This window comes from Serratia sp. 3ACOL1, from assembly GCF_003668775.1.
GTDB lineage: Bacteria > Pseudomonadota > Gammaproteobacteria > Enterobacterales > Enterobacteriaceae > Chania > Chania fonticola.
The window spans coordinates 5,409,412-5,435,944 of the sequence record NZ_CP033055.1; the positions used below are offsets into that span (position 1 = coordinate 5,409,412).

Annotated in this window: 24 protein-coding genes; 17 read left to right on the top strand and 7 right to left on the bottom strand. The window is 55.1% G+C overall.

The genetic code is table 11. The features are described from left to right. Positions 1-3 precede the first annotated feature (3 nt). From murG to lpxC, 7 genes are all read left to right on the top strand, one after another. A complete protein-coding gene (murG, locus tag D9980_RS24580) occupies positions 4-1,068 on the top strand; it encodes an undecaprenyldiphospho-muramoylpentapeptide beta-N-acetylglucosaminyltransferase (RefSeq protein WP_024483526.1) in 1,065 nt (354 codons plus the stop codon). A gap of 54 nt (positions 1,069-1,122) precedes the next feature. After that, positions 1,123-2,598: a UDP-N-acetylmuramate--L-alanine ligase gene (gene murC / locus D9980_RS24585; protein WP_024527168.1), complete on the top strand. Its 1,476-nt coding sequence runs from the start codon at positions 1,123-1,125 to the stop codon at positions 2,596-2,598. Then, entirely contained in the window at positions 2,591-3,511 is a 921-nt protein-coding gene (locus tag D9980_RS24590; protein ID WP_024483524.1) for a D-alanine--D-alanine ligase, read from the top strand. The genes murC and D9980_RS24590 overlap by 8 nt, the downstream gene beginning before the upstream one ends. 1 nt (position 3,512) lies before the next feature. Beyond that, the gene (ftsQ, locus tag D9980_RS24595) at positions 3,513-4,367 is read left to right on the top strand and encodes a cell division protein FtsQ (protein ID WP_024483523.1); all 855 of its coding nucleotides are present in this window, start codon (positions 3,513-3,515) and stop codon (positions 4,365-4,367) included. Next, positions 4,364-5,620, top strand: a complete 1,257-nt coding sequence (gene ftsA / locus D9980_RS24600; protein WP_004950148.1) for a cell division protein FtsA — start codon at positions 4,364-4,366, stop codon at positions 5,618-5,620. Before ftsQ ends, ftsA begins: the two co-directional genes overlap by 4 nt. A gap of 74 nt (positions 5,621-5,694) precedes the next feature. Then, positions 5,695-6,849: a cell division protein FtsZ gene (ftsZ, locus tag D9980_RS24605; RefSeq protein WP_121608690.1), complete on the top strand. Its 1,155-nt coding sequence runs from the start codon at positions 5,695-5,697 to the stop codon at positions 6,847-6,849. Between the two features lie 103 nt (positions 6,850-6,952). After that, positions 6,953-7,870: a UDP-3-O-acyl-N-acetylglucosamine deacetylase gene (gene lpxC / locus D9980_RS24610; protein ID WP_021179330.1), complete on the top strand. Its 918-nt coding sequence runs from the start codon at positions 6,953-6,955 to the stop codon at positions 7,868-7,870. Between the two features lie 16 nt (positions 7,871-7,886). On the opposite strand, the gene D9980_RS24615 is transcribed toward lpxC, so the two are convergent. Next, positions 7,887-8,414 (bottom strand): DUF721 domain-containing protein, encoded by a 528-nt coding sequence (locus tag D9980_RS24615; protein WP_024483521.1) that lies wholly within the window; start codon positions 8,412-8,414, stop codon positions 7,887-7,889. Positions 8,415-8,440: 26 nt separating this feature from the next. Between D9980_RS24615 and secM the strand changes: the two genes are divergently transcribed. The 3 genes from secM to mutT all read left to right on the top strand — a co-directional run bounded on the left by secM (position 8,441) and on the right by mutT (position 12,287). Continuing rightward, the gene (secM, locus tag D9980_RS24620) at positions 8,441-8,974 is read left to right on the top strand and encodes a secA translation cis-regulator SecM (protein ID WP_121608691.1); all 534 of its coding nucleotides are present in this window, start codon (positions 8,441-8,443) and stop codon (positions 8,972-8,974) included. 89 nt (positions 8,975-9,063) lie between these two features. Then, positions 9,064-11,775, top strand: a complete 2,712-nt coding sequence (gene secA, locus D9980_RS24625; protein WP_121608692.1) for a preprotein translocase subunit SecA — start codon at positions 9,064-9,066, stop codon at positions 11,773-11,775. Positions 11,776-11,885: 110 nt separating this feature from the next. Then, entirely contained in the window at positions 11,886-12,287 is a 402-nt protein-coding gene (mutT, locus tag D9980_RS24630) for an 8-oxo-dGTP diphosphatase MutT (protein WP_121608693.1), read from the top strand. Between the two features lie 106 nt (positions 12,288-12,393). Here mutT and yacG read toward each other — a convergent pair whose 3' ends face one another. The 3 genes from yacG to coaE are packed head-to-tail and all read right to left on the bottom strand — an operon-like array spanning position 12,394 to position 14,013. Beyond that, positions 12,394-12,600, bottom strand: a complete 207-nt coding sequence (yacG, locus tag D9980_RS24635; protein ID WP_202728619.1) for a DNA gyrase inhibitor YacG — start codon at positions 12,598-12,600, stop codon at positions 12,394-12,396. A 40-nt stretch (positions 12,601-12,640) separates the two neighbouring features. Beyond that, a complete protein-coding gene (gene zapD / locus D9980_RS24640; RefSeq protein WP_121608695.1) occupies positions 12,641-13,393 on the bottom strand; it encodes a cell division protein ZapD in 753 nt (250 codons plus the stop codon). Then, positions 13,390-14,013 (bottom strand): dephospho-CoA kinase, encoded by a 624-nt coding sequence (coaE, locus tag D9980_RS24645; protein WP_121608696.1) that lies wholly within the window; start codon positions 14,011-14,013, stop codon positions 13,390-13,392. The genes zapD and coaE overlap by 4 nt, the downstream gene beginning before the upstream one ends. 362 nt (positions 14,014-14,375) lie before the next feature. Between coaE and D9980_RS24650 the strand changes: the two genes are divergently transcribed. Then, positions 14,376-15,419: a GMP reductase gene (locus D9980_RS24650; protein ID WP_021179338.1), complete on the top strand. Its 1,044-nt coding sequence runs from the start codon at positions 14,376-14,378 to the stop codon at positions 15,417-15,419. Between the two features lie 65 nt (positions 15,420-15,484). On the opposite strand, the gene hofC is transcribed toward D9980_RS24650, so the two are convergent. Genes hofC through ppdD form a run of 3 tightly spaced genes read right to left on the bottom strand, consistent with a single transcriptional unit; the run spans position 15,485 to position 18,568 of the window. After that, positions 15,485-16,684, bottom strand: coding sequence for a protein transport protein HofC (hofC, locus tag D9980_RS24655; RefSeq protein WP_121608697.1), 1,200 nt, complete (start codon positions 16,682-16,684; stop codon positions 15,485-15,487). After that, positions 16,681-18,120 (bottom strand): type II secretion system protein GspE, encoded by a 1,440-nt coding sequence (gspE, locus tag D9980_RS24660; RefSeq protein ID WP_121609081.1) that lies wholly within the window; start codon positions 18,118-18,120, stop codon positions 16,681-16,683. The genes hofC and gspE overlap by 4 nt, the downstream gene beginning before the upstream one ends. Positions 18,121-18,130: 10 nt before the next feature. After that, complete coding sequence (ppdD, locus tag D9980_RS24665) at positions 18,131-18,568, bottom strand: prepilin peptidase-dependent pilin (protein WP_121608698.1); 438 nt, start codon at positions 18,566-18,568, stop codon at positions 18,131-18,133. A gap of 610 nt (positions 18,569-19,178) precedes the next feature. Between ppdD and D9980_RS24670 the strand changes: the two genes are divergently transcribed. From D9980_RS24670 to D9980_RS24695, 6 genes are all read left to right on the top strand, one after another. Beyond that, positions 19,179-19,367, top strand: a complete 189-nt coding sequence (locus D9980_RS24670; RefSeq protein WP_071784939.1) for a DUF4762 family protein — start codon at positions 19,179-19,181, stop codon at positions 19,365-19,367. Between the two features lie 265 nt (positions 19,368-19,632). Next, positions 19,633-20,307: a DsbA family protein gene (locus tag D9980_RS24675; RefSeq protein ID WP_121608699.1), complete on the top strand. Its 675-nt coding sequence runs from the start codon at positions 19,633-19,635 to the stop codon at positions 20,305-20,307. Beyond that, complete coding sequence (locus D9980_RS24680) at positions 20,307-21,254, top strand: ABC transporter (RefSeq protein WP_121608700.1); 948 nt, start codon at positions 20,307-20,309, stop codon at positions 21,252-21,254. The genes D9980_RS24675 and D9980_RS24680 overlap by 1 nt, the downstream gene beginning before the upstream one ends. A gap of 24 nt (positions 21,255-21,278) precedes the next feature. Next, positions 21,279-23,414: a peptidase domain-containing ABC transporter gene (locus D9980_RS24685; RefSeq protein ID WP_121608701.1), complete on the top strand. Its 2,136-nt coding sequence runs from the start codon at positions 21,279-21,281 to the stop codon at positions 23,412-23,414. Beyond that, positions 23,414-24,574, top strand: coding sequence for an efflux RND transporter periplasmic adaptor subunit (locus D9980_RS24690; RefSeq protein ID WP_121608702.1), 1,161 nt, complete (start codon positions 23,414-23,416; stop codon positions 24,572-24,574). The genes D9980_RS24685 and D9980_RS24690 overlap by 1 nt, the downstream gene beginning before the upstream one ends. Further along, positions 24,567-26,522 carry an ABC transporter permease gene (locus D9980_RS24695; protein ID WP_121608703.1) on the top strand — a complete coding sequence of 652 codons (1,956 nt, stop codon included), beginning with the start codon at positions 24,567-24,569 and terminating at the stop codon, positions 26,520-26,522. The genes D9980_RS24690 and D9980_RS24695 overlap by 8 nt, the downstream gene beginning before the upstream one ends. Positions 26,523-26,533 lie beyond the last annotated feature (11 nt).

The following is a 26,533-nucleotide window of genomic DNA, read 5'->3' on the forward strand; positions in this document are numbered from 1 at the left end:
CGGATGAGCGGTAAAGCTAAGCGTTTAATGGTGATGGCAGGCGGTACCGGCGGGCACGTATTTCCGGGGCTGGCGGTCGCGCATCATCTGATGGCGCAGGGCTGGCAAGTTCGCTGGCTCGGTACCGCAGACCGAATGGAAGCCGATCTGGTACCAAAGCACGGGATCGAGATTGATTTTATCCGCATCTCCGGGCTGCGTGGCAAAGGCCTAAAAGCGCAGTTGACCGCACCGGTGCGTATCTGGCAGGCGGTGCGTCAGGCGAAAGCGATTATGCGCAGCTATCAGCCGGACGTAGTGCTGGGGATGGGCGGTTACGTTTCTGGCCCTGGCGGTTTGGCCGCTTGGCAGTGCGGTATCCCGGTAGTGCTGCATGAGCAGAACGGCATTGCTGGCCTGACCAACCGCTGGCTCTCCAGGATTGCCAAGAAAGTGTTACAGGCGTTCCCAGGCGCGTTCCCGAATGCGGACGTCGTGGGTAACCCGGTGCGTACAGATGTGTTGGCGCTGCCGCTGCCCGCTGAGCGTTTGAACGGGCGTGAAGGGCCAATCCGCGTGCTGATTATCGGCGGTAGCCAAGGCGCACGCGTGCTGAATCAGACAGTTCCTGAAGTCGCCGCGCTGCTGGGCGATAGAATAGCTCTCTGGCATCAGGTAGGTAAGGGCGCATTGCCAACGGTACTGCAAGACTACGAGAGGGTAGGGCAGACCGGGCACAAGGTGACCGAGTTTATTGATGACATGGCAGAGGCTTATGCCTGGGCGGATGTGGTGGTGTGCCGTTCTGGCGCGCTGACCGTCAGCGAAGTGGCGGCGGCGGGACTACCGGCCATTTTTGTGCCGTTCCAGCATAAAGATCGTCAGCAATACTGGAACGCGCGTCCTCTGGAAGAGGCCGGTGCAGCCAAAATTATTGAACAACCGCAGTTTACTGCCGATGTCGTGGCGGAACTGCTGGCAAGCTGGGATCGCCCAACGCTGTTGAAGATGGCCGAAAAGGCCCGCGCGGTAGCGATCCCGGATGCAACAGAACGTGTGGCGGCAGAAATTATTCGTGCAGCCCTGTAAGGCCGTCGGGGTTACCCCTGTTGAGCTAAATCGAACCTGATAGATAGAGAAGTGATGAATACACAACAATTGGCGAAACTACGTACTTTCGTGCCCGAGATGCGACGCGTCCGGCACATTCACTTTGTTGGCATCGGTGGTGCCGGCATGGGTGGTATCGCCGAGGTGTTGGCCAACGAGGGTTATCAGATCAGCGGTTCCGACCTGGCGCCGAACCCGGTCACCCAGCAGTTGAGCGAGCTTGGGGCAACGATTTACTTTCATCACCGCCCGGAAAACGTGCTGGATGCCAGCGTGGTAGTGGTGTCGACCGCTATCCCGGCAGACAACCCGGAGATCGTCGCAGCCCGTGAGGCGCGCATTCCGGTGATCCAGCGGGCAGAAATGCTGGCCGAGCTGATGCGCTATCGCCATGGCATTGCCATCGCCGGTACACACGGCAAAACCACCACCACGGCGATGGTGTCCAGTATTTATGCCGAAGCCGGTCTTGACCCAACGTTTGTTAACGGTGGGCTAGTGAAGGCGGCAGGTACCCACGCACGTTTGGGTTCTAGCCGTTACCTGATTGCGGAAGCGGATGAGAGCGATGCGTCGTTCCTGCATTTGCAACCGATGGTGGCGATTGTCACCAACATCGAAGCCGACCATATGGATACCTACCATGGCGACTTCGAGAATTTGAAGCAGACGTTTATCACCTTCCTGCACAACCTGCCGTTCTATGGTCGTGCGGTAATGTGCATTGACGATCCGGTCGTGCGTGAGTTGTTGCCGCGCGTGGGTCGCCATATCACCACCTACGGCTTTAGCGAAGATGCGGATGTGCGCATCGAGAGCTATAGCCAGATCGGGCCGCAGGGGCACTTTACCCTGAGCCGTCAGGACAAACCGTTGATGACGGTGACCCTGAATGCACCGGGCCGCCATAACGCCTTGAACGCGGCGGCGGCGGTTGCCGTGGCGACGGAAGAAGGCATTGCCGACGAAGCCATTCTGCGTGCGCTGGCCGGTTTCCAGGGAACGGGGCGTCGTTTCGATTTCCTGGGGGAGTTCCCACTGGCGGCGGTGAACGAAAAACAGGGTAGTGCCATGTTGGTGGACGATTATGGCCACCACCCAACGGAAGTGGATGCGACCATCAAGGCCGCGCGTGCCGGTTGGCCAACCAAGCGGGTGGTGATGATCTTCCAGCCGCACCGCTATACCCGTACTCGCGATCTGTATGACGATTTCGCCAACGTATTGTCGCAGGTTGACGTGTTGCTGATGCTGGATGTCTATCCGGCGGGTGAAGCTCCGATCCCTGGCGCTGATAGCCGTAGCCTGTGCCGTACCATTCGCAATCGCGGCAAACTGGATCCGATCCTGGTGTCCGATGCGGATACCGTGCCAACGCTGTTGGCGCAGCTGTTGCAAGGGGACGACCTGGTGCTGGTGCAAGGGGCTGGCAATGTCGGTAAAATCGCGCGCCGGCTGGCTGAACTAAAACTGCAACCACAGATCAAAGAGGAGGATCATCATGGCTGATAAAGTCGCCGTATTGCTGGGTGGTACCTCCGCAGAACGTGAAGTTTCACTGCAATCTGGCGCGGCCGTGCTGGCCGGGTTGCGAGAAGCGGGCATTGATGCACATGGCATCGACACCCGTGACTTCCCTGTCACCGAACTGAAAGCGCAGGGGTTCACCAAAGTGTTCATCGCGCTGCACGGGCGTGGCGGTGAAGATGGTACATTGCAAGGCCTGCTGGAGTTTTTGCAGTTGCCTTATACCGGCAGTGGCGTGATGGCCTCGGCGCTGACCATGGATAAATGGCGCAGCAAAATGGTGTGGCAGTCGATGGGGCTGCCGGTGGCGCCTTACGTGGCGCTGAGCCGCCGCCAGTATCTGGGCGACGATCGGCAAAGCCAACTGGCTGCCATTGAAGCTCTGGGATTACCGCTGATTGTGAAGCCAAGCCGCGAAGGTTCCAGCGTTGGCATGAGCAAAGTGACCGAACGCGCAGCCCTGGAAGGGGCGTTGGAAGAAGCGTTCCGTCATGATGAGGATGTGCTGGTAGAGAAATGGCTCAGCGGCCCGGAATACACCGTGGCGATCCTGGGTGACAAGGTGCTGCCTTCCATCCGTATTCAGCCCGCTGGCGTGTTTTACGATTACCAGGCCAAATATATTTCCGACGATACGCAGTATTTTTGCCCGAGCGGTCTGGATGCACAGCAGGAAGCCGCTATGGCTGCGCTGGCACTGCGGGCCTACCGTGGGCTGGATTGCAGCGGCTGGGGGCGTGTTGATGTCATGCAAGACAGCGATGGCAGCTTCTACCTACTGGAAGCGAACACTTCACCGGGCATGACCAGCCACAGTCTGGTCCCGATGGCGGCCCGGCAGTCCGGATTAACTTTCTCGCAGTTGGTTGCGGGAATTCTGGCGTTGGCTGACTGAAATGTCGCAAGCGGCTCTGAATGCACGCGATCGCGAGGCGGATAACGGCCCACGCCGCAGCAATGGCACCCAACTGGCAGGGGTAATTTTCCTGCTGATGGTGTTAGGCACCATCCTGTGGTGCGGCTGGGTAGTGGTAGGTTGGATGCAAGATGCCAGCCGTCTGCCGCTCTCAAGGCTGGTATTGACCGGTGAACGCCATTTCACCACTAACGACGATGTTCGCCAGGCGATCTTGGCTTTGGGAGCACCGGGCACCTTTATGACGCAGGATGTGGACATCATCCAGCAGCAGATCGAGCGTCTGCCGTGGGTCAAGCAGGCCAGCGTACGTAAACAGTGGCCGGATGAGCTGAAAATCCACCTGGTGGAGTATGTCCCGGTGGCGCATTGGAATGATTTGCACATGGTTGATGCCGAGGGCAAGTCGTTCAGCATTCCGGCGCAGCGTTTGGGCAATCAGAAATTACCGTTGCTCTATGGTCCGGAAGGCAGCGAACAGGATGTTCTGGAAGGTTACCGCGCGATGAACGGCGTGCTGGCAGCCAGCAAGTACCAGCTTAAGATGGCGTCCATGACGGCCCGCCATTCGTGGCAGTTGGCTTTGGATAACGATGTTCGGCTGGAACTGGGACGTGACGATCGCATGGGTCGCTTGCAACGCTTCATCGGGCTTTATCCGGTGCTGTTGCAGCAGGCGCAGGCGGAAAACAAGCGCGTCAGCTATGTCGATTTACGCTATGACTCCGGTGCCTCAGTTGGCTGGGCTCCGGCGTTTATCGACCCGCAGGCAGCCATGGGCGATCGACCAAACAGTAATCAGCAACAGAATCAGGCACAGGCAAAACAACAATGATCAAGTCGACGGACAGAAAACTGGTAGTTGGACTGGAGATCGGTACCGCAAAAGTCTCCGCATTGGTGGGGGAAGTTTTGCCCGATGGCATGGTCAACATTATCGGGGTGGGCAGTTGCCCGTCTCGCGGTATGGATAAGGGTGGCGTTAACGATCTGGAATCGGTAGTCAAGTGCGTACAGCGCGCTATCGATCAGGCCGAACTGATGGCGGATTGTCAGATTTCTTCGGTTTACCTGGCCTTGTCGGGTAAGCATATCAGCTGTCAGAACGAGATCGGGATGGTGCCGATCTCCGAAGAGGAAGTGACGCAGGAAGACGTGGAGAACGTGGTGCATACCGCCAAGTCGGTGCGTGTGCGTGACGAACACCGCATCCTGCACGTTATCCCTCAGGAATATGCCATCGACTATCAGGAAGGCATCAAAAACCCGGTTGGGTTATCCGGCGTGCGTATGCAGGCCAAGGTGCACCTGATCACCTGCCATAACGATATGGCCAAGAACATTGTCAAAGCAGTAGAACGTTGTGGTCTGAAAGTGGACCAACTGATTTTCGCCGGTCTGGCCGCCAGTTATGCGGTGCTGACCGAAGATGAGCGCGAGCTCGGCGTCTGTGTGGTAGATATCGGCGGGGGCACCATGGATATGGCGGTGTATACCGGCGGTGCTCTGCGCCACACCAAAGTGATCCCTTACGCCGGGAACGTGGTCACCAGCGATATCGCCTACGCCTTCGGCACGCCGCCGACCGACGCGGAAGCGATTAAAGTTCGACACGGTTGTGCACTTGGGTCGATTGTTAGCAAGGATGAAAGTGTTGAGGTTCCTAGCGTGGGGGGAAGGCCTCCTCGGAGTCTGCAAAGACAGACATTGGCTGAAGTGATTGAGCCGCGCTACACCGAACTGTTGAATCTGGTTAACGATGAAATATTGCAATTGCAGGAGCAACTGCGTCAGCAAGGGGTGAAGCATCATCTGGCAGCGGGTATTGTGCTGACCGGCGGTGCCGCCCAGATTGATGGCCTGGCAGCCTGTGCGCAACGGGTATTCCATACCCAGGTACGCATCGGCCAACCCTTGAACATCACGGGTCTGACGGATTACGCGCAAGAGCCTTACTATTCTACAGCGGTCGGGCTACTGCACTATGGAAAAGAGTCTCACCTGAGCGGTGAGGCAGAAGTAGAAAAACGCGCCTCGGTGGGCAATTGGTTTAAACGCATCAATAGCTGGCTGAGAAAAGAGTTTTAATGTTTAGACAAAGAGATCATGCTGAGTAATCTTTTTATGATCTCGCAGCGACAGGCACAAAACGGAGAGAAACTATGTTTGAACCAATGGAACTAACCAATGACGCGGTGATTAAAGTCATCGGCGTCGGCGGTGGCGGTGGCAATGCCGTTGAACACATGGTGCGCGAGCGCATCGAAGGTGTTGAATTCTTCGCCGTTAATACAGACGCTCAGGCGCTGCGTAAAACGGCAGTTGGCCAAACCATCCAGATTGGTAGCGGTATTACCAAAGGTCTGGGTGCAGGCGCGAACCCGGAAGTGGGTCGTAATTCAGCGGAAGAAGACCGTGAAGCCCTGCGCGCCGCCCTGGAAGGTGCAGACATGGTCTTCATCGCGGCCGGCATGGGTGGCGGTACCGGTACCGGTGCTGCGCCAGTGGTGGCAGAAGTCGCAAAAGATCTGGGTATTCTGACCGTGGCCGTAGTGACCAAGCCTTTCAACTTTGAAGGCAAGAAGCGCATGGCATTCGCGGAGCAGGGTATCGCCGAGCTGTCCAAGCACGTGGACTCGCTGATCACCATCCCGAACGACAAGTTGCTGAAAGTTCTGGGCCGTGGCATTTCTCTGCTGGACGCGTTCGGCGCGGCCAACGACGTGCTGAAAGGCGCCGTGCAGGGTATTGCCGAACTGATCACCCGTCCAGGCCTGATGAACGTCGACTTTGCTGACGTTCGCACCGTGATGTCCGAAATGGGCTACGCGATGATGGGTTCTGGCGTTGCCTGTGGCGAAGATCGTGCCGAAGAAGCGGCGGAAATGGCGATCTCCAGCCCACTGCTGGAAGATATCGACCTGTCCGGCGCCCGTGGCGTACTGGTCAACATCACCGCTGGCTTCGACCTGCGTCTGGATGAGTTCGAAACCGTGGGTAACACCATTCGTGCTTTCGCTTCCGACAATGCGACCGTGGTAATCGGTACCTCGCTGGATCCGGAAATGAACGACGAACTGCGCGTGACCGTAGTTGCGACCGGTATCGGTATGGACAAACGTCCTGAAATCACCCTGGTAACCAATAAACAGGCCAGCCAGCCAGTGATGGATCACCGTTACCAGCAGCATGGTATGTCACCGCTGCAGCAGGAAGTGAAACCTGCCGCCAAGGTGGTGAACGATCAGAACGCGCAACCAAACAAAGAGCCTGATTATCTGGATATCCCGGCCTTCTTGCGTAAGCAGGCAGACTAGGAATAAGCTGATAATTTGGAATCTCCGCTCTTTGTGCTAAACTGTCCCGCCAGCCTTGCTGTATGCTGGGCTGGTTGGATTGATAACATTGCGAGATAAAACGATGATCAAACAAAGGACATTAAAACGTATTGTGCAGGCGACTGGTGTCGGTTTACATACCGGCAAGAAAGTCACGCTGACAATGCGCCCAGCGTCGGCTAATACCGGGGTCATCTATCGTCGCACTGACTTGAATCCACCGGTAGATTTCCCGGCTGATGCAAAATCCGTGCGTGATACCATGCTCTGTACTTGCCTGGTGAATGAGTCAGACGTGCGTATTTCCACCGTTGAGCATCTTAATGCTGCGTTGGCGGGCTTGGGTATCGACAACATCATTATTGAAGTTGACGCTGCCGAAATCCCGATCATGGACGGTAGTGCTAGCCCGTTTGTCTATCTGTTGCTGGATGCCGGCATCGAAGAGCTGAACTCGGCGAAGAAATTCCTGCGTCTGAAAGACACTGTACGCGTTGAAGATGGCGACAAGTGGGCAGAGCTGTCCCCGCATAACGGGTTCCGCCTGGACTTCACCATCGACTTCAACCACCCGGCGATTGATGCCAGTACCCAACGCTATCGTCTGGATTTCTCAGCCGATTCGTTCGTACGCCAAATCAGCCGTGCGCGTACCTTCGGTTTCATGCGTGATATCGAGTATCTGCAGTCCCGTGGCCTGGCCCTGGGCGGCAGCTTCGATTGCGCGATTGTGGTGGATGACTATCGTGTCCTCAACGAAGACGGCCTGCGCTTCGAAGACGAATTCGTACGCCACAAAATGCTGGATGCCATCGGCGATCTGTTCATGTGCGGCCATAACATCATTGGCGCGTTCACCGCGTACAAATCAGGCCATGCGCTGAACAACAAGCTGCTGCAAGCCGTGCTGGCGAAACAGGAAGCTTGGGAATTCGTGACATTCCAGGATGAAGCCGAAATGCCGTTGGCATTCAAGGCTCCGTCAACCGTACTGGCTTAAGCTGCCAAGACGTCAATTATTTATCACGACCGGTCTCGTTGGCTCTCTCTCCTGCCAACGCGGCCAGTCGTTCTAATATCTTGCGTAATTTTTCTGGGCTCTGCGCCGCCAATCCCCGTAATGCATCCGCACTTTCCAGGCTCAAATGACGCATAGGCACCTCTGCCTGCTGGCCATTTTCCGTGCTTTTGCCGTGGTTTTGTACCTGGCTGCTGCCTTTTGCCATCAACGAGGGATTAATCCTGATGTCGATTGACGACAAAGATGGTAGAATTTGCGCTCGTAGTGCGGATAGCAGGCTGGGTTGTTCATAGCGTAAGCGCATCATCCAACTGGCATTGGCGGTTTCCAGCACTAAAATACCCTGTCTGAAGTTGGCGACACGGCACCAAGGGTGCAACTGAGCGGGCAATAACCCCTTCACGGCACGATTGAGTTTCAGTAGCGCGGTAGCGCGTTGCTGAACGTTATGCAGCGGTCCTTTCTCTGTTGCAGACGCGTCGTCAAACAGGATATCTAATAATTGTGGACGGCTATCGCGCATAATGGGCTCCGGCGGATAATAAACACGTGATCGGTATTCTAAATCGTTGGCGACAATTTGGCAGACGTTATTTCTGGCCTCATCTCCTGTTGGGGATGGTAGCGGCCACGCTTGGCGTACCGCAGAATCTGTCCGGCACCGTCGATCAAAGCGCATTACCGAGCACCTCGTCCAGTCTTAACCGGCAAAATTCCGTCAGTCACGCCTTTAACAGCCTGGCGTTACTGCAAGAAGTGCATCGTCGCCCAACGTTTAACGTTGATTACTGGCACCAGCATGCGCTTCGAACCGTCATCCGTCACCTCTCTTTTGCTTTGGCGCCTCAGGCCGTCTATGCCCGGGTGCAAGAAGCGGAGACCGTTGCGGTTGAACCTCCATTACAGGTGGCTCAGCTTGCTCTGCTCTCCACGCTCAATGCGCTACTGACGCACGAGCCAAAACCACCGACTATCATTCGTGATACCCATCACCCCATCGTTCCTTCTTTGGCGCAGCATCATGCCGGGCTGTGGCTCGCTCAGGTGCAAGGTATTCGCGCCGGGCCTGCAGCCCTCGGCTAATCTTTGCCCTCAGGGCAGCAAAAAAACAAACAACACAACAGCTTGTTGACGGCCATTATGGTGTCGTCGCGTAAGAGATATAAAGAATCATGTTAATCAAACTATTGACCAAAGTTTTTGGTAGCAGCAACGATCGTACCCTGCGCCGTATGCGCAAAGCGGTTGAGATGATCAACCGTATGGAACCAGACATGGAAAAACTGTCTGATAGCGAACTGCAGGCCAAGACCGATGAATTCCGCGCGCGTCTGAAAAAGGGCGAAGTGCTGGAAAGCCTGATCCCGGAAGCCTTCGCCGTAGTGCGTGAGGCCAGTAAGCGAGTCTTCGGCATGCGTCACTTCGACGTACAGCTGCTGGGCGGGATGGTGCTCAACGACCGCTGTATCGCCGAGATGCGTACCGGTGAAGGTAAAACCCTGACCGCAACCCTGCCTGCCTATCTGAACGCCCTGAGCGGCCGTGGCGTGCACGTGGTTACCGTCAACGACTACCTGGCCCAGCGTGACGCCGAAAACAACCGTCCGCTGTTCGAGTTCCTGGGGCTGAGCGTGGGTATCAACCTGCCTGGCATGCCTGCTCCGGCCAAGCGTGAAGCTTATGCCGCAGATATCACTTACGGTACCAACAACGAATACGGCTTTGACTACCTGCGTGACAACATGGCGTTCAGCCCGGAAGAGCGCGTACAGCGTAAGCTGCACTATGCGCTGGTGGATGAGGTTGACTCCATCCTGATCGACGAAGCGCGTACGCCGCTGATCATCTCCGGCCCGGCCGAAGACAGCTCAGAGATGTATAAGCGTGTTAACAAGCTGATCCCACAGTTGATCCGTCAGGAAAAAGAAGACTCCGACACCTTCCAGGGTGAAGGGCACTTCTCAGTCGATGAAAAAGCGCGCCAGGTACACCTGACCGAACGCGGCCTGATCATGATCGAAGAGATGCTGATGGAAGCGGGCATCATGGATGAAGGCGAATCGCTGTATTCACCAACCAACATCATGCTGATGCACCACGTCACCGCCGCGCTGCGCGCCCACGTGCTGTTCACCCGCGACGTTGACTATATCGTTAAAGACGGTGAAGTCATTATCGTTGACGAACATACCGGCCGTACCATGCAGGGCCGCCGCTGGTCCGATGGTCTGCACCAGGCGGTAGAAGCCAAAGAAGGCGTAGAGATCCAGAACGAAAACCAGACGCTGGCTTCGATCACCTTCCAGAACTACTTCCGTCTCTATGAGAAGCTGGCCGGTATGACCGGTACGGCGGACACCGAAGCCTTCGAATTCAGCTCCATCTACAAGCTCGATACCATCGTGGTGCCGACCAACCGCCCAATGATCCGTAAAGATATGCCGGATCTGGTCTACATGACCGAAAAAGAGAAGATCGCGGCGATCATTGAAGATATTCGTGAACGCACTGCCAACGGCCAGCCAGTGCTGGTGGGGACCATCTCGATTGAGAAATCCGAAGTGGTTTCCCGTGAGCTGACCAAGGCAGGGATCGAACACAAGGTTCTGAACGCCAAATTCCACGCCATGGAAGCGGATATTGTGGCCAATGCGGGTCAGACTGCCGCAGTAACCATCGCCACCAACATGGCCGGTCGTGGTACCGATATCGTGTTGGGCGGCAGTTGGCAGAGTGAAATCTCCCATCTGGAAGATCCGACTGAAGAGCAGATTGCCGAAATTAAAGCAGCCTGGAAAATTCGTCACGACGCCGTGCTGGCCGCTGGTGGCTTGCACATTATCGGTACCGAACGTCACGAATCACGCCGTATCGACAACCAGCTGCGTGGCCGTTCCGGCCGTCAGGGTGATGCCGGTTCTTCCCGCTTCTACCTGTCAATGGAAGATGCGCTGATGCGTATTTTCGCCTCGGATCGTGTTTCTGGCATGATGCGTAAACTGGGTATGAAGGATGGCGAAGCCATTGAGCACCCGTGGGTCACCAAAGCCATTGCCAATGCGCAACGCAAGGTTGAAAGCCGTAACTTCGATATTCGTAAGCAACTGCTGGAATACGATGACGTGGCCAACGATCAGCGCCGTGCGATCTACAGCCAGCGTAACGAATTGCTCGACGTGTCCGACGTGAGTGAAACTATCAACAGCATCCGTGAAGACGTGTTTAAAACCACCATCGACAGCTACATTCCGCCGCAGTCTCTGGAAGAGATGTGGGACGTGAAAGGGCTGGAAGAGCGCCTGAAAAACGACTTCGATCTGGATATGCCGATCTCCGAGTGGTTGGATAAAGAGCCTGAACTGCACGAAGAAACGCTGCGTGAACGTATCATGGCGAAGGCGAAGGAAGATTACCTGCGCAAAGAAGAGGTTGTTGGCGCCGAAATGATGCGCAACTTCGAAAAAGGCGTGATGCTGCAGACGCTGGATTCCCTGTGGAAAGAGCACCTGGCGGCGATGGATTACCTGCGTCAGGGTATCCACCTGCGTGGCTATGCGCAAAAAGATCCGAAGCAGGAATACAAGCGTGAATCCTTCAACATGTTTGCCACCATGCTGGAATCGTTGAAATATGAAGTGATCAGCGTGTTGAGCAAGGTTCAGGTACGCATGCCGGAAGAGGTTGAAGCCCTGGAGCTGCAACGTCGTGAAGAGGCAGAGCGTCTGGCTCGCCAGCAACAGCTAAGCCACCAGGAAGAAAATGCCCTGGCGGTCACCGATCCGAACGCTCCGGCTGTCGCCGAACGTAAAGTAGGGCGTAACGATCCTTGCCCATGCGGTTCCGGTAAGAAATACAAGCAGTGCCACGGCCGTTTGCAAAAGTAAGCCGGGTCACAATGTAGAGGGCGCCGCATGCTGCGCCCTTGTATATGACATCAATCGAAGGGCTCAGCATGCTGAGCCCTTTTTTTAAGTGGTAACATCTGGAGGATGCGATGAAGCACCTGAACATCGCCGTAGGGATTATCCGTAACCCGCAGCAGGAAATCTTTATCACACGCCGCGCTGTGGATTCGCATATGGCCGGCTTTTGGGAATTCCCTGGTGGCAAGATTGAGCAGGGCGAAACGCCGGAGCAGGCATTAGGCCGCGAGTTGCTGGAAGAAACCGGGATCCACGCCAATCAGGCACGGCTACTGGAAGTGCTGGAGCACCGCTTTACCGATCGGATCGTGACGCTGAATTTCTATCTGGTAGAGGATTGGAAGGGCGAGCCCTATGGCCGTGAAGGCCAGCCGATGCGCTGGGTGAAACAGGCCGACCTGCGCGAGGAAGAGTTCCCCGAAGCCAACGTCAGTATCATTAAACTGTTGGTGGCGCAGGCCAGTGCCGCGTAGTCATTTTAGGCCTGGGTTAACAGGCCTAATAACACCACTTTAAAGATCCTTGTCTTACTCGACTCATCCATGAGCCTCGCCCTTTCAGGGCCGCTGCAAGCAGCGTTCAAATCGGTTCCTGACCGATTTGTCGTTCGCTCCAATCTTCGCTTTCATTCAGCTCATTATTGCTGGGAATGCGTTTCTCTTCATCGGCCCATTCACCGAGATCGATCAACTGGCAGCGCTTGCAGCAGAACGGGCGATACGGGCTGACTTCACCCCAAACCACGCCTTTGCCACAGGTTGGGCATTTTACTACGGTCATATTCATTCCTTTCTCCCTCTGATAGTTAAAGGGGTAATTCAGTGTGTTAGCAGCACGCCAGCTCAAAGGTAAGACGCTCTGGCACTGTGCCGGTTTCGCTGTCTAGCGGCAGGAAACGGATGGCATAGCGCGTCTTGTGGCCGGAAATCTGCGGGTAAAGCTGGTAAGCCAGATTAATACGCAAGCGTAACAGATCTGCCCCTTCGGCGTTATCCTGGAAGAAGCCGTTGAGGCTGATCTGATTGCGAAACGGCCCGGCCTGGCGCACCAGATCCAACACGATGGTCAGCGCCTGATTCAAGGGTTCGAGAGTTTGCAACCACTCTGCCACGTCCGCATCACGTTCATGCTGTGCTACGTGCATCCACATATGCAGCGTAGGCAAATCAAAGCTGCAACAACCGCCAGGGATGCTCAGACGTTGGCGAACCAGGCTAATCAGCCGGTCTTCACGCAGCGCCTGGCCCATACGCGGGGCAGACATCAGCGCAGATGCACAGCCTTTCAGCTGGCTGCGTAGCTGATTGACCACCGAGATATCGACACCGGGCAATTCTGCCCACTGCAGTAATTTCTGCTGCTGGCGTTCCAGCTCTTTGAGCAGTTCGGTGCGTACTTCGCCACGTTCCAATACGTCCAGCAGGTCCGCAACGGTACGGAAAAAGGTCAGGGCGATAGCGGTTTCGCTCAGTGCTCTTTGGCCATGCAGTTGTTGTAATAAAAACTCGATCCGCAGCCAGGTGCGCATTTTTTCGTTTAACGGGTGTTCAAAGAGAACGGTCGGGGAAGCGTCACTCATTCGGTGTGATCCTGTCGGGTCGCTGAGGTTGCCAGCTCAAGATAGTGTTGATGCAATGCGGCGACATGGGATTCAATTCCTTGTGCGCTACCGCTATTGTCAATTACGTCATCCGCCACGGCCAGACGTTGTTCGCGCGTGGCCTGTGCAGACAGAATATTCAGTGCCTGCTGACGGCTGATGCCGTCGCGGGCCATGGTTCTGGCTAATTGTGTTTCGCTGTCGACATCCACCACTAAAACGCGGTCGGCACGATCCTGCAGGCCGTTTTCTACCAGCAAGGGGACTACCCATAGTACGTAACAACTCTGGGCGTTGGCTAGTTGGCGTTGCGTTTCCTGCTGGATCTGCGGGTGCAGCAACTGGTTTAGCCAGCGCTTTTCGTCGGGATCGCTGAAGATCCTCTGACGCAAAGCCGCACGGTTGAGGGATCCGTCCATCAGCAACATTTCATTACCAAAATGTGCCGCAATGGCGTCCAATGCCGGGGTTCCAGGCTCAACCACCTGGCGAGCAATGATATCCGCATCCACAATGGCCACGCCAAAACGTGCAAAGGCGTTGGCAACGGTGGACTTACCGCTGCCGATACCGCCGGTTAATGCAACAATGTAGGACATGGCCGAAGGGATCCTGATATTCACCAAAAATTATAAACGAATCATAAAGCGATCGCGCAGAAGTGCAAGCGGGTGCGTGTGACTTGCCCTGCGCCTGGTGTTTTGAGAGGGGTAATTTGAGCCGCGGGATTGGGAAAATGAGGCGGCAATCACATTGGGATGTCACAAGTAAATTTGTGGGATTGTACCGTAAATAAAGGCGAAATCGCAGTCTTGCCGAGCGATTATTAGTGCGTATGATAACACCACTGGAACTGGCAATAACAATACCCGCCGCCTTTCAAGGTAAAACTTGAAATTCATAGGGTAGTGGTTCGAAATCCCCTTGCGATCCGTCGCCAAAAACCAGGAAATCATAAGTCATGCGTATTGAAGAAGATTTGAAGTTAGGCTTTAAAGATGTGTTGATCCGCCCAAAGCGTTCCACGCTGAAAAGCCGCTCGGAAGTTGAACTGGAGCGCCAGTTTACCTTCAAACATTCAGGTTACAACTGGTCCGGTGTGCCGATTATTGCCGCCAATATGGATACGGTTGGCACCTTCCGCATGGCCGAGGCCCTGGCAACCTTCGACGTTCTCACCGCCGTTCATAAACACTACACCGTTGAGCAATGGGCCGAGTTTGTTCAGCGCTCGTCCGACTCCGTGTTGCGTCATGTGATGGTGTCTACCGGTACTTCTGAAGCCGACTTCGTCAAGATGAAGCAGATCCTGGCACTTTCCCCAGCGTTGAAGTTTATCTGCATCGACGTGGCCAACGGCTATTCCGAACACTTTGTTGCCTTCCTGAAAAAAGCCCGTGAAGCTTGCCCTAGCCATGTGATCTGCGCGGGTAACGTGGTTACCGGTGAAATGGTGGAAGAGCTGGTGCTGTCCGGTGCCGACATCGTCAAGGTCGGGATTGGTCCTGGTTCGGTCTGTACCACCCGTGTGAAAACCGGTGTGGGCTATCCGCAGCTTTCCGCGGTGATCGAATGTGCCGATGCCGCACATGGCTTGGGCGGGCAGATTGTCAGCGATGGCGGTTGTTCAGTACCGGGTGATGTAGCAAAAGCCTTCGGCGGCGGCGCAGACTTTGTCATGCTGGGCGGGATGTTGGCCGGGCACGACGAATGTGAAGGCACCGTGGTGGAAGAGAACGGTGAGAAATTCATGCTGTTCTACGGTATGAGCTCAGAGTCTGCCATGAAACGCCATGTGGGTGGGGTAGCCGGCTACCGTGCTGCGGAAGGTAAAACCGTCAAGTTGCCGCTGCGTGGTGAAGTCGAGTTTACCGTGCGCGATATCCTCGGTGGCCTGCGTTCTGCCTGTACTTATGTGGGCGCAGAACGTCTGAAAGAGCTGACCAAACGCACCACTTTTATCCGCGTGGCGGAGCAGGAAAACCGCGTTTTCGGCAGCAAATAATTGCCTGACCTGGTAGGGGCGCAGCAATGCTGTGCCCGTATCAAACAGGGCGAAAATTGATTGCATTACCCCAATACATTCCCCAATTGGAATATCGGCAAATACATCGCGATCACCAACGTACCTACAATCCCGCCAACCACTATCATCAACAACGGCTCCAGCGTTTGCGCCAGCGTATCGGCGAGCTCATAGGTCTGTTGTTCGTGCCAAAGCGCCAGCTTGTCCAACAGGATATCGAGCGTGCCGGACTCTTCTCCCACCCGCACTAATTGCTGGCATAGCGAAGGAAACAGCGGCTGTTGAGCTAGCGCGCTGTGGAAGGGATACCCTTGCGAGAGCTGCTGTTCGATCGCCGTCAGCGCCTGGCAATAAAACACAATATTCACCGATAGCTTCGCGGCGCTTAGCCCTGCCACCAGCGTCAATCCTGCCTGCTGTGTCATGGCCAGAATACGGAATACCTGGCTCAGGCAATTGCCCTTGACCAACGAGGCAATCAACGGGATGCGTAGCAGCATCGCCTGCTCACGTTGCTGCCAATTTGCTAACGGATGCAACCTGCGCCAATAAAATCCTGCCAGCCCAGCCACTGTGAGCAATAGATAAGGCCCGGTAGCGATCAATGCGCCGGACAGTGCCAGCAGCCCTTGAGTAAACCAGGGCAACGGGGCGTCGAATGATTGATAAATCTTGGCAAACTCCGGCAGCACCATCACCAACATCAGAATGGTGACTGAAATGGCCACCAGGCAGATAAACAGCGGGTAGCGCAGTGCCTTCAGCACCTTTTTCTGTAGCCTTTGCTGGGCTTCCTGTTGCTGTGCCAACTGTAGGCAGCAGCGATCCAGATTGCCCGTCAATTCGCCGATCGCGATCAGTTGGCGGTAGATTAGGGGGAATACGCGATGTTGATCTGCAATCACTTCGGAAAAGGGCTGCCCCATCGCCACACTATTGCTGATTTCCAGCAACAAACAGCGCCAGGCTGCCGACTGATGCTCCTGAGCCAGCAACTGTAGGCTGTTGACCAGCGGTAACCCGGCTTGCAACAAGGTAGCCAACTGGCGGGTGAATTGGATCATTGGCTCGCCACGCCATTGACGTGCAGAGATCCGTTTCCCCGCCCCCAGTTGGTAAGGCTGCAATCCTTGCTCCAGCAAATGCTGATAGACCTGATTTTTCTCCTCCGCCAGCAGTTCGCCATGGCGAATTCCACCTTGGCTGTCGATGGCTTGCCAAACAAACAGACGGCGAGTTTTCATGCTGTGCTCTCACCCTGAGTGTTCACCCCGACCACGCGGTACAGTTCCTCCAGCGAGGTTATCCCCTGGGCGACCAGCTCCAGGCCCGCTTGCAGCAGCGTTGTTTGACCCTGCTGCTGTGCGATATCGGCCAACTGGATCACTGAGGCATTTTGCATCAGGGCATTTTGGATTTCTGGCGTGGTCTTCAGTAGTTCGTAAACGCCGATCCGGCCGTAATAACCGCCAAAGCAATGCTCACATCCGGCCGCACGCCACGGGATCAGGGGTTCCGGCCAAATGGTGGCCGGGAAGTGCAGGATCTCAACTTGTGGATAGCGGCAATGGGGGCACAAACGCCGCACCAGGCGTTGGGCGATCACCAGTTTCAGGCAGGCCGCCAGCAGGTAACCGGGAATGCCCATTTGGGTCAGGCGGGTCAGCGTTTCACAGGTGGAGTTGGTGTGCAGGGTCGATAGCACCAAATGCCCGGTTTGTGCCGCCTTAACGGCAATTTCTGCCGTTTCTTTATCGCGGATCTCGCCGATCATGATGACATCCGGATCCTGGCGCAGCAGGGCCCGTAACACCCGAGCGAAGTCCAGATCGGTTTTGCTGTTGATCTGCGTCTGGTTAATGCCGAACACCGGGATCTCGATAGGATCTTCAACGCTGCACAGGTTGCTCTGTGCATCGTTCAACTGGCGTAACCCGCTGTACAGCGTCACGGTTTTACCGCTGCCGGTCGGGCCGGTCACCAGGATCATGCCTTGCGGGTTGCAGAGGGCATTGGCATACCACCCAAGTGCTTCCAGACTCATACCAAGCTGCTCGAGCGGCAGCTCCTGGCGATCGGTTTGCAGGATCCTCAGTACCACCTTTTCACCATGCAGCGTGGGTAAGGTGGAGATCCGCATTGAGAAACTGGCATTATCCAGTTGCACGCTGAGTTGGCCGTCCTGTGGCAGGCGGCGCTCGGCGATATCCAGTTGCCCCATGATCTTCAGCCTGGCAGTGATCCTGGCCGCCAGCGAAAAGGGTGGAGAGGCGATTGCCTGCAGCACTCCGTCAATCCTGAGTCTGACGCGGAATCGCTGCTGATAAGGTTCAAAATGCACGTCAGAGGCACGCCGTTGAATGGCGCTACGCAGCGTTTGATTAATAAATTGCACTACCGGCGTGTCGCTATCGTCGTTAAGCGAAGGGTGCCGCTCCTCGGTATTTTCCGGCGGAGGTGGAACCAGAGCGAGGGATTGCCGCTGGTTCTGTGCCTGTTCCAGGCGCGCAACGGGCCATTGCTCAATCCCCACGCTTTTGCCGGTGGCGAAACGCAGAGCGCTCACCAGTTCTGCAGGGATTTCACCATGCAGGGCGATAGTCAGCCTCTGCTCGTCTTCGCTGAGTGCCAGGGCCTGATAGCGTTGGCACAGCGCGTGGATTTCATCGCTGATTTCCATGCTGCCCCCTTTACTGCGCTGCATCATCAAAACGGAAAACTTCCTGGCAGGTTTCCTGCAGGCTGGCGTTACTACTGCTGCATTGGCGTGTCCAGCGCATGGGGCCGGTGGAGTCCATTGTGGGAGCCAGCGTCACCGTCAGGCCTTGCAGGCTTTGTGTGCCGACCAGGCTGATGGTTCCCCCTGTAACCTTGATACTGTTGACGTAACGTGTTGTCGCCCCTGCAGGGATCCCTTTGCTGCCAGCATCGCAGCCAGACGGGCCACCGCCTTCCAATGCGCACAATTCAACCGCCATTTTGTACGGCACCATGGCTTGCAACATATCGGTCATGGCAGCCTTCTGGATATAGCGCTGATAGGCGGGAATGCCAATGGCGCTGAGGATGGCGATGATGGCAATAACCACCATTAATTCGATCAGGGTAAAACCGCGTTGTGTTTCCATCTGTTGTTTCCTCCGTGTCATCAGGAGGCAACGTTAAAATGGCCAACAGCAGGTAGCGAGGGAGGAATGCGGATTATGCGTGGCTGTTCCACCACAATACGTCCGTGTTGCGTGGCGTTGAAAAATAATGCGTAGTGCATCACAACCGGGAGGAAATGATGCCTGTTTGCGTATTACCTCATCCGCTAGAGCCGTTGACTGAGCTGGGGAGTGTCCATTTTTTCTCTAAAATTTCCCACTCTCTTGGTGTGATTATTCTTATGATGTAAGAATGATCCTGTACCTAGATTTTTTTAATTAATGCGATAAGGCTAGGGTTTAACCCTGATTTTTTGGGTGTGATACTTGGTTTTTATAAGAATAATCCTTTATCAATAATTCCGTAATATAATTCTTATATAATATTTATCAATAAAAATACCATTGATCTGTTTTAGAGATCACGGTATCTTTGCCCTCGCCGTAACAGAGAAGTTAATAAATATCATATATTCTGCGCTTTAATAAAGGCATGGGTTATCGTGCCTTTATATTAAGCGTAGATTTGTTCTATCATTGACGATAGACATAACTAGGGCTATTTATTTCACTTTTATATAAGGATGATGTTGTGAAAAAATTAAACGTTTCTGAAGCTAGCACAATCGTTGGCGGCACCTGCAAAACCTGTAGCGTTGAGTATGTAAACCTTACCCCATCTACTTGTAATGCCGTTACCACTTGTGTAGACAAAGATGGCAAGGTTGTTAGCGTTGACAGCGCGCCAGTTTCTTTGGCCAATTGTGCTCTGAAGCCATAATGTAAACGTTGGTTTCCTGTTTAACAGGAACTAATGCCAGTGCTGATGCGGTAGGATTTATCGCATCAGCCTGTTTGATTCTCGTGCATTTTTAATGGACAGGGATGTGACTGCTGCAAGGATTATTGCAGCCTGCCTGACTAAAACAATCAATATCCCTCCGTTATTAAGTGCTAATCGATTTACCCTTATACATTAAGGTTTGTGATTATTCACACGCAACCTTGAAAGATTTTGGGTATATGTAATTTAGGACGTAGCGCTCATGTTCAAGAAGCCCTTTTATCTTTTCGCCTATACCCTTTTGGTTATTATTATATCTTCGCTGATCACCACGGCTTATTTTCACTATTTTGTGCTGAATCAGAATGCCGGTCCTGAACAACAGGCTCTGACTATGGTCAGCGAGAGCGACGTTAAAACCAGCCCGATAAACACGGATAATACGATTGTCGAGATCTTCTCTTACGGCTGCCACTATTGCGCCTTGAACGAAGAGAATGTAGCCAAGATGGAAGCGCGGATGCCAGCCGGGACTCAACTGGTCCGTGTGCATATCGCCAACCTGAACAATGATGGCCTGGCGAGCTTTGCCCCGTTGTTTGCGACCCTGACGGTGATGGGCATTGAACCACAGCACCGTGAGAGCGCTTATAACGCCATAATCAAAGACAAAATCGATCTGAGTAATCCAGTCAATCGCGATAAATGGTTAACGAAAAACGGTATCGATCTTGCTGCCTATAACAAAGCCAGCCAGACACCGCAGGTGGCAGAGCTACTGGACTATATGACCAAAATATCCGGGCATTACCAACTCAAGGCGACCCCAACGTTTATCGTCAACAAAAAGTGGATGGCCGTGCAGGATCGCGATTTCCCTGAGTTTGCCGATCATCTGCTGTCATTGTTACAGCATGACAAACCGCTGGAGCAATAATGCGTTTATTTGCCGTGTGGGTGTATCTGGCGTGGAGAGAGGCGCTCACAACCCTAGCACGCGGTTCATTGCCCTTGCGCAGAGCATACGGCAAGACGGTTTGTTGGCTGCTGCGCCACGGCAACTACCGTTGGTTCCTTGGGCTGGGGGCGCTGGGCCGCTGGCTGCGATTAAATGACCGGGGCGATCGTCGGCGTGCCTTTGTGGCCGAGGCGAATAAGCAATCCCTGCTCGGGGCTGACTACCAAGGGAATTTTGCCCGCACCAGTCAGCGCCGCCGTTTACTGGAGCTGGCCGCAACCTATGGTCAGAGCCCTCAGGTCGCAGCCCAACTGGCTCGCTGCCAGGCAGAGCTTAATGCGGTCGTCGAGCCTTTGCATCAGGCAGGGCACCCAGTGGTGCTGGCACCGCTGCATATGCTCTCTGACGTGCTGGCCGGTATGGTCGGTGCGGGGGTATTTCCGGGACAGGCAACGGCGATTGTCTCCGTGAGCGTGGAGGTGTATCACGCCAGGGCGCGGGAATTAGGGGGCGTTAACCTGTCCTATTGCTCGATCCATGATGATAACCGGGAAATTGCCGGCAATCTGATGGGCGCGATTATGGAAGCGGCCGATCATCAACGCAATATCATGATTTTCCCGGATATCTCGCCGGATTACACCGTTAATACCAATACGGCGCAAACGGCAAAGCTCAGTTGCCGTCTGTTTGATCGCCCGGCCAATTTGCACAGCGGCGTGATCCGCATTGCCCGAGCGCTGTCGGCGCAGGTGGTGTTTTATTACCTGTATTACGACAAAGAGATAAAAATCCACATTGATCCGCCGATGCCGGCGCGCAGTGTGAAAGCCAGGCTACCGGAAATTGTTGAGAGTTCGATCGTCCGGCACCCCGAGGACTGGCTGTTATGGCACGCACATTCGTTATTTTTTATCAATGAATAAACCGGAAATTGAAGAAGTCAGATCATGGAAAAGATAATCCCGACGCTGGTCTTTCAAGGCGAAACTAACGAATGTGGGCTGGCCTGCATCGCCATGATGGCGGAAACCCAGGGGATTGATGTCTCGCTGGAAAGCCTGCGCGAACGCTATCCGGCCTCACAGCATGGCACTTCATTGGCCAGGCTGTGCGATATCATGGGTGAATTGGCGATGCCCGCTTATCCCGTGGCCTTTGAACATAATGAGCTGGCAGAATTACCGCTGCCCGCCATTTTGCATTATGGCGCCAGCCATTACGTGGTGCTGGCCTACCGTAAAGGCAACCATGTCTGCGTGATGAATCCGGGCATTGGTCAGCAACTGTTGCCGATTGATGCGCTGAAACTGGATATCAGCGGTTATGCGCTGGTGCTGGACAATGAAACCCAGCCCGATCCGCAGGCGCTGGCCAACGTGCAGCGCAGTAAACGCTTTCGCATGTTCGACACCATGAGTCTGAAAGAAACGGCACGTATCCCCGGCATTTACCGGTTGATGATACTGGCGTTTCTGATCTCGTTAACCCTGTTTATCATGCCGACGATGGTCAGTAGCGCCATCAACCAGGTCTTTTCCTCTGCGGGAAAAACAGATTTCCCCTATTTTTACTTCCTGCTGGCGTTTGTCGTTTCGACCACGTTGGCCTTCGGGGTGCGCTGGATCACCGAGCGATTTATTAAACGCTTTGTGGTGGTCAACAGCGTGGCCGGTTTCTCGCGCTTGCTCAGTAATTCACTGAATTTCTTTGATAAACGTGCGCCGGGTGACGTCTTTAGCCGTTTTGCCAGTTGGCAGATGGCCTCGGGCATTAAAATCGAGCTGGATAATGGCCTGCGTACCGACTGGATCATCGGTGCCATCGCGCTAGCGGTGATGTGCTATATGAGCCCGCTGCTGGCGATGGTGTCTGGTATCAGTGTCACCCTGATGGGGCTGGTTAGCGTCTGGGCCATCTATCGTGACCGCTATTTTACCCAGCAAATGCAGGTCAAAACGGCCGAACAGAGCGACTTTATCCTGGAGAGCATTCAAGGGTTCGCCACCATCAAGTCCGCTGGGCTCGATAGCCAGCGTAAGGGCCTGTTTGCCAAATATGCCCTGGCGCTGTTTACCTGCCGCCAGCAACAGAGAATGTACGAGCAGGTCAAAAGCAGCCTGTATCAGCTAATCGGCAGCCTGGAGATGGTGCTGTTTATGTTCCTGGCGCTGCCGTTGTTGAAAAACGAAACTATCACGCTCGGGGAGTTCTTTGCCTATAGCTTTGTGCGTGAAATTTTCACCTCTTACATCACCAAGATTTTCTATTCCATCCTGCAAAAGAATCAGTTGAACGTGATTGATACCCGCGCGCGGGATCTGTTTCCGTCACGTTCTGCACCGGCGTTAGGCAATGATGCGGTTCCTGCGCCCATCCCGTCGTTCACCTCGCAACTGCGTTATAACCATATCGCCTTTGCCTATGACGCCCAGCAACCGGTGCTGCACGATCTTTCGCTGTCGCTCAGGCCGGGGCAAAGCATTGCCATTGTCGGTGAGTCTGGTGCAGGTAAAAGCACCTTGCTGAAGGTGATGACCGGCCTGATGCCACCACAGCAAGGGGACGTCATGGTGGATGGTCAGCCGCTCGATTATCAGCAGGTGCACGCGCTGTTCTTCCTGCAAAGCCAGGAGGACATCTTGTTCAATGCTACGGTGCTTGAAAACATCACGCTGTTTGATGAGAACTTTAATGAACAAAAGCATCGGCAGATTGAGCGTTCGCTGGAGGGGCTGAATCTTGCCCCGGTGATCGAGAAATTGCCCGGCGGCCTGAATGCCCTGATCCGTGAAAGCCATGCTGGGCTGTCTCTGGGGCAACGCCAACGCCTGTTGCTGGCACGTGCCATGTACAGCGATCGCCCGGTGCTGGTGTTGGATGAACCCACGGCCAACCTGGATGAGGAAACGGCACATCAGGTGATGACCACCTTGCTGGCACATTGTCGCGAACGGCATAAAACGTTGATCACCGTAACGCACAGCGAGAGCGTCTTGCCGATGTTTGATCGGGTGTTCCGCGTGAGCAATGGCCATGTGGCTAGCGTCGAAACACCACCGACACTGACTACGGCGGTGTGCTGATGAAGCTGAAGATGTTTGGCAAGGCTCGCCGTCTGGTAATGCTCGCCTTGCTGTGCCTGGTGGCCTTGATCGGCGCGATCGTCTGGTACGTCTCGACACCAGCGCAGGATCATACCTATGACACCGAAGAGATCACCCGTGGCGATATCGAAAAAACCGTGCTGGCCACCGGCATTCTTAAACCGGCGCTGCAGGTCAGCGTTGGTGCCCAGGTTAACGGGCAATTGCAAAAGCTGTATGTGAAGCAGGGCGATCGTGTTACCCGCGGGCAACTGCTGGCGGAAATTGACCCGACCTTGCAACAAAACGCACTGCGTAAATCGGAAGCCGCCTTGCAAAGCGCCGAAGCGCAAAAGCAAGTCACCCAGGCAACGCTCAAGCAGTATCAGCAGGAATTGAAGCGTCAGATGAAGTTGGATCGCGATGGTTCAGGGGTGAAAAGCGAATTGGAAAAGGCGCAGGCGCAGTTCCAAACCCAGGTTGCCCAGTTGAAGGTCAACGACGCGCAGATCGTCCAGGCGCAGATGGAGCTGGAAACGGCCAAGGCCAATCTGGGCTTTACCCGCATCGTTGCGCCGATCGACGGTGAAGTGTTGGGGATCGTCACCAAAGAAGGGCAGACCATCGTGTCATCACAAACCGTCCCGACCATTCTGGTGCTGGCGGATGTGGATACCATGACGGTACACACCCGTATTTCGGAGACCGATATCCTGAAAGTGCGCGTGGGGCAACCGCTGTGGTTTTACGTGGTGGCCGATCCAAAACAGCGCTACGAAAGCGTGATGGGCTCGATCCAGGAAGCGCCCAGTGACGCTTTGCAGGAAGATAACCCGTCCAGTTCCTCTAATCAGCAAGCCTCGGCGGTGTATTACAGTGGCGTATTTGCCATTGCCAACAGCAAACGTCTGCTGCGTACCTCTATGACCGCCCAGGTATTTATCATTACCGAGCAGGCGAAGAACGCCCTGCGTGTCCCGGTGGCCGCCTTTGGTGAACAACAGGGTAAAGATCGTTATCAGGTGCAGGTGATGAACGGTAAACAGCTTGAGTCACGCTGGGTGCGCATCGGCTTGAACGATCGCCAGTTTGCCGAAGTAAAAGAAGGGCTGAAAGAGGGCGACCGCGTGGTGCTGGCGGGGAGCGCTAGCAATGGTTAAGCCATCCTCTGCATTGATCTCACTGAGCGGTATCTCCCGGCATTTTGTTTCCGGGTTGCAGACCGTGGCGGTTCTGAAAAATGTCTCCCTCTCCATCCAACCTGGCGAAATGGTGGCGATCGTTGGCGCGTCCGGCTCGGGGAAATCCACGTTGATGAACATCATCGGCTGCCTGGATAAACCCACCGAAGGTGAGATGCAGATCAAAGGTATCTCCACCCAACTTGCCAGCAGTGAGCAGTTGGCCGAGTTACGCAGCCAGTACATCGGGTTTATCTTCCAGCGTTATCACCTGATGCCTTATCTGAGCGCCAGCGAAAACGTCGCCATTCCTGCCCTGTATACCGCGATGCCAGCGGCGGAACGTCAGACGAGGGCTGAATACCTGCTTACCCGGCTTGGGTTGCAACAGCGGATGAACTACAAACCGGCGCAGCTCTCCGGCGGGCAACAGCAGCGCGTCAGTATTGCCCGAGCGTTGATGAACGGGGCCGAAATCATTCTGGCCGATGAGCCGACCGGTGCGCTCGATCGCGCCAGTGGGCAGGAGTTGATGGAAATTCTGCACTCTCTGCACCGCTCGGGGCACACCATCATTATCGTCACTCACGATCGGGATGTCGCCAATCAGGCGCAGCGCATTATCGAAATCAGCGACGGTGAAATTATTGACGATCGGCGCAATGAAGCGGTTGCGCCACTGGACACCCGTCCCGTATTGCCGGTGGTTGCTGCTACTGGGCGTAACCCGTTCTGGCAGAGTGTGCAAGAGGCGATCAAGATGGCCTGGCGTGCGCTGATGGGGCACCGTGCCAGAGCCTTCCTGTCGATGCTGGGCATCATTATCGGCGTCTCCTCCGTAGTGTCGTCGATGGCGGTGGGTGAGGGTGCAAGGCAAAATATTCTCAGGGAGATCGGCCAACTGGGCAACAGCACGTTGGAGATCCGCCCTGGTGAAGGGAGAGGGAAAGTGCGGCCTGACTTTGCGCGCGCATTGAAGGTTTCCGATGTAGAGCTGTTGGCTCGCCAGCCTTATGTCGACAGTGTATCGCCAGTGGTCAGCACAGCGGTGACCGCGGTGCGCGGTGGCAAAGAGGTTACGGTGGCGATTTCTGGCATCAGCAATGCCTATTTCCGCGTGCAGGGCCTGCATTTTATCTCTGGTAACGGTTTTACCCAGCGCGATCTGGACGAGCGGGAACCGGTGGTGATTATCGATCCGGAATTACGCGATACGCTGTTTGAAACGGATGAAACACCAGAAGGGGAAATCATCCAGCTTGGCGGTACGCCTTACCGGGTGATCGGCATTGCCGAGCGTAAAGGCGGCAAATTCAGCGGCATGATGCTGGGCGCCTGGATGCCCTATACCGCGCTGCTGGAGCGCATGTCCGGCGATATGCCGATCGAGTCCATGACCTTGCGTGTACGTGACGGGCTTTCACCGCATGAGGTGCAGGGACGCGTGGAAAAACTAGTAGAACAGGCTCATGGCCAGCGTGACTTTTACACCCAGACCAACGATCAGATGACGCAGGCCATCCGCAAGGCGTCGGACTCCATGAATCTGCTGATCACCGCCATTGCCGGGATTTCGCTGCTGGTGGGCGGGGTTGGCGTGATGAATATCATGCTGGTGTCGGTCACCGAACGCACCCACGAGATCGGCATCCGTCTTTCGGTCGGCGCACGGCCAGCGGACATCATGCGCCAGTTCCTGATTGAAGCGATGGTGATCTGCTCGCTGGGCGGGCTGATCGGCATTATTGGCTCCGGTTTGGCCGGGGTGATCTTCTCGTGGGTAACCAAAGAGTTCACCATGATCTTTACCTGGCCACCGTTGGTACTTGCCTGCGGGTTCTCTGCACTGATCGGCCTGGGTTTTGGCTTTTTCCCGGCGCGCAATGCGGCACGTCTTCATCCCACGGAGGCGCTGGCGCGCGAATGATGATGAACAAA